Source organism: Exiguobacterium sp. s26 (assembly GCF_018618235.1).
Lineage (GTDB): Bacteria > Bacillota > Bacilli > Exiguobacteriales > Exiguobacteriaceae > Exiguobacterium > Exiguobacterium chiriqhucha.
The window spans coordinates 16,635-27,897 of record NZ_JACSLS010000012.1; the positions used below are offsets into that span (position 1 = coordinate 16,635).

Sequence of the window (11,263 nt, forward strand, 5' to 3'; positions counted from 1 at the left end):
CCCTTCATTATGTGGGAGGAAATTCCGCTAACCACAAGGAGGAAAAGAATCATGGGTAAAAAACACCAAGAAGCAGCTAAGCTTGTTGATCGCATGAAGTCATACGAACTCACTGAGGCCGTTGAACTCGTTCAAAAAACAGCTACTGCTAAATTCGATGAAACAATCGAAGTTGCTGTCCGTCTCGGCGTAGATCCGAAGAAAGCGGACCAACAAATCCGCGGTGCCGTCGTACTTCCACACGGTACTGGTAAAACACAAAAAGTTCTCGTCTTCGCAAAAGGCGAAAAAGTTAAAGAAGCTGAAGCGGCTGGCGCTGACTACGTCGGTGACTCTGAGTTCATCACTAAAATCCAACAAGGATGGTTCGACTTCGATGTTATCGTTGCGACACCTGACATGATGGGCGAAGTTGGTAAACTTGGTCGCGTTCTCGGACCAAAAGGCCTCATGCCTAACCCGAAAACAGGCACAGTGACGTTCGACGTGACGAAAGCAATCGCGGACATCAAAGCTGGTAAAGTAGAGTACCGCGTTGACAAAGCCGGTAACATCCACGTACCAGTTGGTAAGAAATCGTTTGAAGCAACTAAACTTACTGAGAACATCGAGACAATCATCGAGACGCTCATGAAAGTGAAGCCTGCTACTGCAAAAGGAACTTACCTTAAAAACATCGCGCTTTCTTCGACAATGGGTCCTGGGATCCGTGTCGCGACTGCCGACTTCATCAAGTAATCTACTTGAAATAAACTGTTGACAACGTGTGATACCGCTGTTAAAGTAATACACGTTCAACCGAATATGTTGGATTACCGTAGACAGAAGGTGGACATCGGTCCGTAAACCCTTCCGAGGTGTCTTTGCTCGAACTTGAGCCTGTTGTCACAGGTTTACTTTCAAACAATTACGCCCTCGTATGTCTTCATACGAGGGATTTCTTTTTGAAGAGCAGCCTCTCGTCCGGTATAAGAAATGACTAGGAGGTGCAAACACATGGCAAGCGAAAAAATCGTATCTCAGAAATCGGCACTCGTCGATGAAATCGCTGAGAAAATGCAAGCAAGCGTTGGGACAATCGTTGTTGACTACCGTGGACTTACAGTTGAAGAAGTGACTACACTCCGTAAATCACTCCGTGACGCTGGAATCGAGTTCAAAGTATACAAAAACGGTCTCCTTCGCCGCGCAGCAGTTCAGTCGAACTTCGAAGGTCTTGACGAAGTCTTCACTGGCCCTACAGCAATCGCGTTCTCGAACGAAGACGTTGTAGCTCCAGCGAAGATCTTGAACGACTTCTCGAAAGAGCACAAAGCGCTCGAATTGAAAGGCGGAATCATCGAAGGTAAAGTTTCTTCACTTGAAGAAGTTAAAGCCCTTGCAGAACTTCCATCACGCGAAGGTCTTCTCTCGATGCTTCTCAGCGTACTTCAAGCTCCAATCCGTGGGCTCGCAGTCGCAACAAACGCAATCGCAGAACAAAAAGAAGAGCAAACTGCTTAATTTTTGTCTCGTAGCGTAACAAAAACCAATCTTTACAACATCAAAGGAGGAAAACCATAATGGCTTTCAACAAAGAGCAATTCATCGAAGACCTCAAATCAATGACGGTTCTCGAACTTAACGAACTCGTAAAAACAATCGAAGAAGAATTCGGCGTATCAGCAGCAGCTCCAGTAGCAGTTGCAGGTGCAGGCGCAGCAGTAGCTGAAGAGCAAACTGAATTCGACGTAATCCTCACAAACGCTGGCGCTGGTAAAATCAACGTCATCAAAGCGGTACGTGAACTTACAGGCCTCGGTCTTAAAGAAGCGAAAGCACTCGTTGACGGAACTCCAGCTCCAGTCAAAGAAGGCGTTTCTAAAGAAGATGCAGACGCAGTCAAAGCTAAGCTTGAAGAAGCTGGCGCAACTGTCGAAGTTAAGTAATCTAACTTTTACTTCTACAACCTATAGAAGCTCGCTATGGCGAGCTTCTTTTATTTCCTTGAAGAGTGGGTTAGGAGGTTCAATGCATGGGAGATCATTACTATACGAACGACCCTAGTTCGAAAAGTGCCCCTGAGACATGGACGTTTGAGTTGCGAGGGAAGACATATCGCTTCACCTCGGACCGCGGCGTGTTCTCGAAAGGATCGGTCGATTTTGGGTCACGTCTCTTAATCGAATCATTTGAAGTGCCTGATGTTGAAGGACGCATTTTAGATGTGGGCTGCGGCTACGGTCCGATGGGGATCTCGCTTGCCGACGCCTCTGGGCGTGAAGCACTCCTCGTCGACGTGAACGAGCGAGCGCTTGCCTTGTCAGAGCAAAACGCCGCCCAAAATGGGGTGACGATTGAGACGCGACTCAGCCACGCTTATGACGGAGTCGGTGATGAACAGTTCGCCGCAATCGTGACCAATCCGCCGATTCGGGCCGGGAAGCAAGTGGTCCACACGATTTTGCGCGATGCGTATACACACCTTGTCGTAGGTGGAGCGCTCTACGTCGTTATTCAAAAGAAACAAGGAGCGCCTTCTGCCAAGAAGTTGCTTGAAGATGTGTTCGGTCAAGTCGAGACGGTTGCGAAAGAAAAGGGCTATTTCATTTTCCGGGCAATTCGCTCTTGACAAACGGTGAAGTCTTGTTGACTCGCTATAACGTATATGCTAACATTATAAAATGCCATTGGAATGGAATTCGCTTTGAACTGCCGCGTTTGCCGCTTTTTAGACGCGGAAAAGAGGCGACATTCAATGACAATGTTCGATTATTACGCCCGAAAAATTCGATAGAGAATTGGGGGTCTGAGAGGTGAATCAGTTGACTGGTCAACTTGTTCAGTACGGTCGTCACCGTCAGAGAAGAAGCTTTGCCCGTATCAGTGAGGTATTAGAGCTTCCGAATTTGATTGAAATTCAAACTGCTTCTTACGAGTGGTTCTTGCGTGAAGGATTGAAAGAGATGTTTACGGACATTTCGCCAATCTCCGACTTCACCGGAAACCTCGTGCTCGAGTTCATCGACTATTCGCTCAGTGAGCCGAAGTATTCGATCGATGAGTCGAAGGAGCGAGACGTAACTTACTCTGCGCCATTGCGCGTAAAAGTACGTTTGCAAAACAAAGAGACAGGTGAGCTCAAAGAACAAGAAGTGTTCATGGGGGATTTCCCGCTCATGACAGAATCGGGAACGTTTATCATTAACGGTGCAGAACGCGTTATCGTTTCCCAGCTCGTTCGTTCACCAAGCGTTTATTACAACGCGAAACTCGATAAAAACGGTAAGCGTGGCTTCGGAGCGACTGTTATTCCGAACCGTGGTGCATGGCTCGAACTTGAGACAGATGCCAAAGATATCGTTTACGTTCGTATTGACCGTACCCGCAAAATCCCGGTAACGGTGTTGTTGCGTGCCCTCGGTTTCGGTACGGACCAAGAGATTATCGACCTTCTCGGGGATGACGAGTATCTTCGTAACACCCTTGAAAAAGATAATACAGAATCAACAGAAAAAGCGTTAATCGAAATTTACGAGCGTCTCCGCCCTGGTGAACCACCAACGGTTGAGAACGCGAAGTCACTTCTCGTTTCTCGTTTCTTCGACCCAAAACGTTACGACCTTGCAAACGTCGGTCGCTATAAGATGAACAAAAAACTTCATCTTAAAAACCGTCTCTTCGGTCAAAAATTGGCCGAGACGCTCGTTGACCCAGAAACAGGTGAAGTCATCGCCGAAGCTGGAACTGTCCTCGATCGTCGCAACCTTGACCGCGTTCTTCCACACTTGGAGAACGGCCTTGGTTATATGGATGCTGAGCCGACAGGCGGCGTCGCTGAAGGTGAACCGTTCGGTCTTCAATCGATCAAAGTAATCTCACCAGATGACCCAGATGGAGAGCGTATCTTGAACATTATCGGTAACGGCAATATCGACCGCAGCGTGAAACACATCACACCGGCTGATATCATCGCATCGATCAACTACTTCTTTAACTTATTACACGAAGTCGGAACAACAGATGACATTGACCACTTAGGAAACCGTCGTCTTCGTTCAGTCGGAGAACTTCTCCAAAACCAATTCCGGATCGGGCTTTCTCGTATGGAACGTGTCGTTAAAGAACGGATGTCGATTCAAGATCAAAACGCGATCACACCACAGGCGTTAATCAACATTCGCCCAGTTATTGCGTCGCTTAAAGAGTTCTTCGGTAGTTCGCAGTTGTCACAGTTCATGGACCAAACAAACCCGCTCGCAGAGCTCACGCACAAGCGTCGTCTCTCTGCACTTGGACCGGGTGGTTTGACACGTGAGCGTGCCGGCTTCGAAGTTCGAGACGTTCACTATTCGCACTACGGTCGGATGTGTCCAATCGAAACGCCGGAGGGACCAAACATCGGTCTCATCAACTCGCTTTCGTCTTATGCGAAAGTAAACGAGTACGGCTTCATTGAAGCTCCGTACCGTCGAGTCGACCCTGAAACAGGTCTCGTCACGAGCGAGATTCAATATATGACGGCGGATGAAGAAGATCTCTACGTCGTCGCTCAGGCGAACATGCCGCTCACAGAAGAAGGCGGGTTCGCCAACGAACAAGTCCTTTGCCGTTTCCGCGGACAAAACTTGTCAGTTGAGCCGAACCGAGTCGATTACATGGACGTCTCGCCGAAACAGGTTGTTTCTGCTGCGACGGCATGTATCCCGTTCCTTGAGAACGATGACTCGAACCGTGCCCTCATGGGAGCGAACATGCAACGTCAAGCTGTACCACTTCTTCAACCAGATTCACCGATTATCGGTACTGGGATGGAGTACGTGTCAGCGAAAGACTCTGGGGCCGCGATTATCGCGAAATTCCCAGGTGTCGTCGAGCGTGTCACAGCACGCGAAATCTTAGTCCGCCGCACGTCTGACGTGAACGGTTCTGAGGTATCAGGTGACCTTGACCGCTACAAACTTCAAAAGTATGTCCGTTCGAACCAAGGGACATGCTACAACCAGAAGCCGATCATCGCTGCTGGTGACCGTGTCGAAAAAGGAGAAATCCTTGCTGACGGACCGTCGATGGATATGGGTGAGCTCGCGCTCGGTCGTAACGTCGTCGTCGCCTTCATGACATGGGACGGTTACAACTATGAGGATGCGATCATCATGAGTGAACGCCTCGTGAAAGATGATGTGTACACGTCGATTCATATCGAAGAGTACGAATCAGAGTCACGCGACACGAAACTCGGACCTGAGGAAATCACACGTGATATTCCAAACGTCGGTGATGACGCACTTCGCAACTTGGACGACCGTGGGATTATCCGCATCGGTGCGGAAGTCAAGGATGGCGATATCCTCGTCGGTAAAGTTACGCCTAAAGGTGTGACTGAATTGACGGCGGAAGAGCGTCTCTTGCACGCAATCTTCGGTGAGAAGGCACGTGAAGTCCGTGATACGTCACTCCGTGTACCAAACGGCGGCGACGGCATCATCTTGGACGTCAAAGTGTTCGATCGTGAAAACGGTGACGAACTCTCACCAGGCGTGAACCAAATGGTTCGTGTCTACATCGTTCAAAAACGTAAGATTCACGAAGGGGATAAGATGGCGGGACGTCACGGTAACAAAGGTGTTATCTCGCGCATTCTCCCTGAAGAAGACATGCCATACATGCCGGACGGCACACCGATTGACATCATGCTTAACCCACTAGGTGTACCATCACGGATGAACATCGGTCAGGTACTCGAACTCCACCTTGGAATGGCGGCTAAAAAGCTCGGCATCAAAGTGGCGACACCTGTATTCGATGGTGCGCGTGAGGAAGACGTATGGGCAACGATTGAAGAAGCTGGAATGGACAAAGATGCCAAGACTCGTCTCTATGACGGTCGTACTGGTGAACCGTTCGATAACCGCGTCTCGGTCGGTGTCATGTATATGATCAAACTCGCGCACATGGTTGATGATAAACTTCACGCTCGTTCGACAGGACCATACTCGCTCGTCACGCAACAACCGCTCGGTGGTAAAGCACAGTTCGGTGGACAGCGTTTCGGTGAGATGGAAGTATGGGCACTTGAAGCGTACGGCGCAGCCTACACGCTCCAAGAGATTCTTACAATCAAGTCGGATGACACGGTTGGCCGTGTGAAAGCATATGAGGCGATCGTGAAAGGTGAGAGCGTTCCGAAAGCGGGCGTTCCTGAGTCGTTCCGCGTCTTGATCAAAGAGCTCCAAGCGCTCGGTATGGAAGTCAAGATGATGTCTGCGGACGATGAAGAAGTTGAAATGAAAGATGAAGATGACGACAACATCCCGAACGCAACATCGGCGTTAGAACAAGTCGTTCAACCGACTGTTACGGAAGAGGAATAAGGCGAAAAGGGAGGTCGGCCCCTTGGTAGATGTTAATCGATTTGAATATATGAAAATCGGCTTGGCTTCACCCGAGAAGATCCGTTCGTGGTCTTACGGGGAAGTCAAAAAGCCGGAAACGATCAACTATCGTACACTTAAACCAGAGAAGGACGGATTGTTCTGTGAACGAATCTTCGGTCCTACGAAAGACTGGGAATGTTACTGCGGGAAATACAAACGAATCCGTTATAAAGGAGTCATTTGTGACCGTTGTGGCGTTGAAGTGACGAAAGCGAAAGTGCGTCGCGAGCGTATGGGCCATATCGAGCTCGCGGCACCAGTTTCGCACATCTGGTACTTCAAAGGGATTCCAAGCCGAATGGGGCTTGTTCTCGATATGTCACCACGTGCGCTCGAAGAAGTAATCTACTTCGCGTCGTACGTTGTGACGGAGCCAGGTGACACTCCGCTTGAGAAGAAACAACTTCTCTCGGAAAAAGAATACCGTCTCTACCGTGAAAAATACGGCAGTGACTTCAGAGCAGACATGGGTGCAGAAGCCATCCGCACACTCCTTCAAGACGTTCAACTCGAGAAGGAAGTCGGAGAACTCCGCGAAGAATTGAAGACGGTTCAAGGCCAACGTCGTACACGTGCGATTAAACGTCTTGAAGTGCTCGATGCGTTCTTCACGTCAGGTAATGATCCAGATTGGATGATTCTTGAAGTACTTCCTGTCATTCCGCCAGAGCTTCGCCCGATGGTGCAGCTCGACGGTGGACGCTTTGCGACATCTGACTTGAACGATTTGTATCGTCGAGTCATCAACCGAAACAACCGTCTTAAACGTTTGCTCGATCTCGGCGCGCCGAACATCATCGTGCAAAACGAGAAGCGTATGCTTCAAGAAGCGGTTGACGCCCTCATCGACAACGGTCGTCGTGGTCGTCCGGTCACAGGACCAGGTAACCGTCCCCTTAAATCACTTTCACACATGTTGAAAGGGAAACAAGGTCGTTTCCGTCAAAACCTTCTTGGTAAACGGGTCGACTATTCAGGACGTTCGGTTATCGTAGTTGGTCCAAACTTGAAGATGTACCAATGTGGTCTCCCGAAAGAGATGGCCCTTGAACTCTTCAAACCGTTCGTGATGAAAGAACTTGTCGGTCGCGGCATCGCGTCGAACATCAAGAACGCCAAACGTAAGATTGAGAAGATGCAACCAGAAATCTGGGGCGTCCTTGAAGAAGTCATTCGTGAGCATCCGGTTCTCTTGAACCGTGCCCCAACGCTTCACCGCCTAGGGATTCAAGCTTTCGAACCGATTCTCGTCGAAGGTCGCGCGATTCGCCTTCACCCGCTCGTATGTACGGCTTATAACGCCGACTTTGATGGTGACCAAATGGCGGTTCACGTACCACTTTCTGCTGAAGCGCAAGCTGAAGCTCGTCTTCTCATGCTCGCAGCGCAAAACATCTTGAACCCGAAAGACGGAAAACCAGTTGTTACACCATCGCAGGATATGGTCCTCGGTAACTACTACATCTCGCTTGAACGCGACGATGCCGTCGGACAAGGGAAAATTTTGTCGAACGTGAACGAAGCGCTCATCGCGTATCAAAATGGCTATGTCCACTTGCATACACGTGTCGCTCTTCCAGCACGTACGCTCAACAACCCGACGTTCACAGATGAGCAAAACGAGAAAATGTTGATCACAACGGTCGGTAAGATGATCTTTAACGAGATCTTGCCGAACACGTTCCCATACTTGAACGAGCCGACGATGGAAAACTTACAGGAAGCAACGCCTGACAAGTACTTCATCGACAAAGGTGCCAACGTGGCAGAAGAAATCGCCTCACGTCCTTTGGTCGAGCCGTTCAAAAAAGGATTCCTTGGAAAAGTCATCGCGGAAGTGTTCCAGAAGTTCGAAACGACTGAAACAAGCCGCATGCTTGACCGGATGAAAGATCTCGGCTTCAAACACTCGACGAAAGCCGGTGTGACGGTCGGAATCGCTGATATCATCGTTCTTCCGGACAAACAAGAAATCCTTGATGAAGCGCAAACTCAAGTCGATCAAATCATGAAGTCATTCCGTCGCGGTCTCATCACTGAAGATGAGCGTTACGAGCGCGTTGTACGCTCTTGGAACGAAGCGAAGGATGAGATTCAATCACGATTGATGAAATCCCTCAATCGCTTGAACCCAATCTTCATGATGTCTGACTCAGGTGCCCGTGGTAACGCGTCCAACTTCACGCAGCTCGCAGGGATGCGTGGTTTGATGGCCGCTCCATCTGGCCGCATCATCGAACTTCCGATCAAATCTTCATTCCGTGAAGGTCTGACGGTACAAGAGTACTTCATCTCGACGCACGGTGCGCGTAAAGGTCTTGCCGATACAGCCCTTAAGACGGCTGACTCAGGTTACTTGACGCGTCGTCTTGTTGACGTAGCCCAAGATGTCATCATCCGTGAAGAAGATTGTGGAACGGACCGCGGAATCCGCGTTGCCGCTCTCCGCGAAGGCACGGAAGAAATCGAAAACTTGTATGACCGCCTCGTCGGCCGTACAGCGTTCGAGACAGTGGCACATCCGGAAACGGGTGAAGTCATGGTCGAGAAGAACCAATTGATTACCGAAGATCTCGCTCGCGACATCGTCGACGCTGGAATCGAACGAGTTGAAATCCGTACAGCCTTTACATGTAACACGTCACACGGCGTATGTAAGAAATGTTACGGCCGCAACTTGGCGACTGGCTCGAACGTTGAAGTCGGCGAAGCTGTCGGAATCATCGCCGCGCAATCAATCGGTGAGCCAGGAACGCAGCTTACAATGCGTACCTTCCACACAGGTGGGGTAGCCGGAGATGATATCACACAAGGTCTTCCACGTATCCAAGAGGTATTCGAGGCTCGTAACCCGAAAGGGCAAGCGGTCATCTCGGAAATCCCTGGTACGGTCATCGACTTCACAGAATCGCGTGACAAGCGTGAACTCACCGTCGAAGGACTCAGTGAGACACGTACGTACACGATTCCGTTCGGAGCACGTCTTCGTGTTCAAATCGGAGATACAGTAGAAGCCGGAGAAGTCTTCACGGAAGGTTCGATCGATCCGAAAGAATTGCTCGCCGTCCGTGGTGTATCTGGTGTTCAAAACTACTTGCTCCAAGAAGTACAAAAAGTTTACCGCATGCAAGGGGTAGAAATCGGCGACAAACACGTCGAAGTCATGGTTCGCCAAATGCTTCGCCGCGTCAAAGTCATCGAGTCTGGTGACACGCCACTTCTCCCTGGTTCGCTCGTCGATATCAGCGTCTTCAAAGAAGCGTGTAAAGATACGCTTCGCGAAGGCAAGAGCCCGGCAACAGCGAAACCGGTCCTTCTCGGAATCACAAAAGCGTCGCTTGAGACAGATTCGTTCCTCTCGGCCGCTTCGTTCCAAGAAACGACTCGTGTATTGACAGACGCTGCCATCAAAGGCAAGCGCGACTATCTCCTCGGACTCAAAGAGAACGTCATCATCGGGAAACTCGTTCCAGCTGGTACTGGGATGCCGGTTTACCGTGATGTTAAACTCAAAGAAGAAGAGACGAAAGCCGTTCTCGAAGACACGACGGTAGAATAAAAACGTCTTGACAGCATGGGTTGGCGGTGCTACTATGATTTAGTGCCGCCAATCGGTTGTTGTCGATGACAACGGTGTCCAGCAGTCGGCAAGCTACTTGGACGTCACCCGATCTTTCTCCGGAAAGGTTTGGCTGCTATTATTGCCACTTTCAAGGTATAACTCACGTTTTTGCGAGGTCATGGAATGCCTACGCCTCGTAAAAGCGTTTCGTTATGACCTTAAATGAACCACCCGGGTCGGTGGGTCTAGAAAATAGCATAATTCAGGAAGGGAGGATCTTCAAAGATGCCTACTATCAACCAGTTAGTCCGTAAAGGACGTAAATCGAAAGTCGTTAAATCTGACTCTCCAGCACTTAACAAAGGTTACAACAGTTTCATCAAGTCACAAACTAACGTGAGCTCGCCACAGAAACGTGGTGTTTGTACACGTGTTGGTACAATGACTCCGAAGAAACCGAACTCGGCATTACGTAAGTATGCTCGTGTTCGTTTGACTAACCAAATCGAAGTGACTGCGTACATTCCAGGTATTGGCCACAACCTTCAAGAGCACAGCGTTGTTCTTATCCGTGGAGGACGTGTAAAAGACTTACCAGGGGTACGTTACCACATCGTTCGTGGTGCGCTTGACACTGCAGGTGTTGACGGACGTATGCAAGGCCGTTCTAAATACGGTACGAAACGTCCGAAAGCTGCGAAGAAGTAATTCTCGCAAAACTAAAAACTACTGAAATTTTGAAAGGAGGGTACTCGGATGCGTAAAAACCGTGCAGAACGTCGTGACGTTATCGCAGATCCGATCTACAACTCGAAATTGGTAACTCGCCTCATTAACCGTGTCATGTTAGACGGTAAAAAAGGTACAGCTCAAACTATCATTTACAACGCATTTGGCCTCATCGCTGAACGCTCAGGCAAAGAGCCTATGGAAGTGTTCGAAGAAGCAATGAACAACATCATGCCTGTACTTGAAGTTAAAGCTCGCCGTGTTGGTGGAGCAAACTACCAAGTTCCTGTTGAAGTTCGTCCAGAGCGCCGTACGACACTTGGTCTTCGTTACCTCGTGAACTACGCTCGTCTCCGCAACGAGAAAACGATGGAGCAACGTATCGCGAATGAAATCATGGATGCAGCCAATAACACTGGTGCGTCTGTTAAGAAACGCGAAGACATGCATAAGATGGCAGAAGCGAACAAAGCGTTTGCTCACTATCGTTGGTAAGTTAAACGTAAAGACCACTCCACGTCACCAAGCGGTGGCTTAATGGAGTGGCTTTCGGGTA

General features: G+C 49.4%; 8 protein-coding genes and 1 other annotated feature. All 8 genes read left to right on the forward strand.

Features of this window, described 5'->3' with window-relative positions:
- Positions 1–51 precede the first annotated feature (51 nt).
- The 8 genes from rplA to rpsG all read left to right on the forward strand — a co-directional run bounded on the left by rplA (position 52) and on the right by rpsG (position 11,202).
- Complete coding sequence (gene rplA, locus KNP82_RS13650) at positions 52–738, forward strand: 50S ribosomal protein L1 (protein WP_021066594.1); 687 nt, start codon at positions 52–54, stop codon at positions 736–738.
- A 59-nt stretch (positions 739–797) separates the two neighbouring features.
- Positions 798–951 (forward strand) — a sequence feature (ribosomal protein L10 leader region).
- A 45-nt stretch (positions 952–996) separates the two neighbouring features.
- On the forward strand, positions 997–1,503 hold the full coding sequence (gene rplJ, locus KNP82_RS13655; protein WP_021066595.1) for a 50S ribosomal protein L10: 507 nt from the start codon (positions 997–999) through the stop codon (positions 1,501–1,503).
- Between the two features lie 59 nt (positions 1,504–1,562).
- Positions 1,563–1,928 carry a 50S ribosomal protein L7/L12 gene (gene rplL / locus KNP82_RS13660; protein ID WP_021066596.1) on the forward strand — a complete coding sequence of 122 codons (366 nt, stop codon included), beginning with the start codon at positions 1,563–1,565 and terminating at the stop codon, positions 1,926–1,928.
- Positions 1,929–2,014: 86 nt separating this feature from the next.
- Entirely contained in the window at positions 2,015–2,611 is a 597-nt protein-coding gene (locus tag KNP82_RS13665) for a class I SAM-dependent methyltransferase (protein ID WP_029594426.1), read from the forward strand.
- A gap of 193 nt (positions 2,612–2,804) precedes the next feature.
- Positions 2,805–6,353: a DNA-directed RNA polymerase subunit beta gene (rpoB, locus tag KNP82_RS13670; RefSeq protein WP_058765118.1), complete on the forward strand. Its 3,549-nt coding sequence runs from the start codon at positions 2,805–2,807 to the stop codon at positions 6,351–6,353.
- Positions 6,354–6,375: 22 nt separating this feature from the next.
- A complete protein-coding gene (rpoC, locus tag KNP82_RS13675; protein ID WP_021066599.1) occupies positions 6,376–9,975 on the forward strand; it encodes a DNA-directed RNA polymerase subunit beta' in 3,600 nt (1,199 codons plus the stop codon).
- A gap of 288 nt (positions 9,976–10,263) precedes the next feature.
- The gene (rpsL, locus tag KNP82_RS13680) at positions 10,264–10,686 is read left to right on the forward strand and encodes a 30S ribosomal protein S12 (protein ID WP_012727683.1); all 423 of its coding nucleotides are present in this window, start codon (positions 10,264–10,266) and stop codon (positions 10,684–10,686) included.
- A 48-nt stretch (positions 10,687–10,734) separates the two neighbouring features.
- Entirely contained in the window at positions 10,735–11,202 is a 468-nt protein-coding gene (gene rpsG / locus KNP82_RS13685) for a 30S ribosomal protein S7 (RefSeq protein ID WP_021066600.1), read from the forward strand.
- Positions 11,203–11,263 lie beyond the last annotated feature (61 nt).

Bases quoted from the DNA above. Each gene is read 5' to 3' on its own strand.
- KNP82_RS13665 (WP_029594426.1), top strand. From the start codon at position 2,015: ATGGGAGATCATTACTATACGAACGACCCTAGTTCGAAAAGTGCCCCT.
- rpsL (WP_012727683.1), top strand. From the start codon at position 10,264: ATGCCTACTATCAACCAGTTAGTCCGTAAAGGACGTAAATCGAAAGTC.
- rpsG (WP_021066600.1), top strand. From the start codon at position 10,735: ATGCGTAAAAACCGTGCAGAACGTCGTGACGTTATCGCAGATCCGATC.
- rplA (WP_021066594.1), top strand. From the start codon at position 52: ATGGGTAAAAAACACCAAGAAGCAGCTAAGCTTGTTGATCGCATGAAG.
- rplL (WP_021066596.1), top strand. From the start codon at position 1,563: ATGGCTTTCAACAAAGAGCAATTCATCGAAGACCTCAAATCAATGACG.
- rplJ (WP_021066595.1), top strand. From the start codon at position 997: ATGGCAAGCGAAAAAATCGTATCTCAGAAATCGGCACTCGTCGATGAA.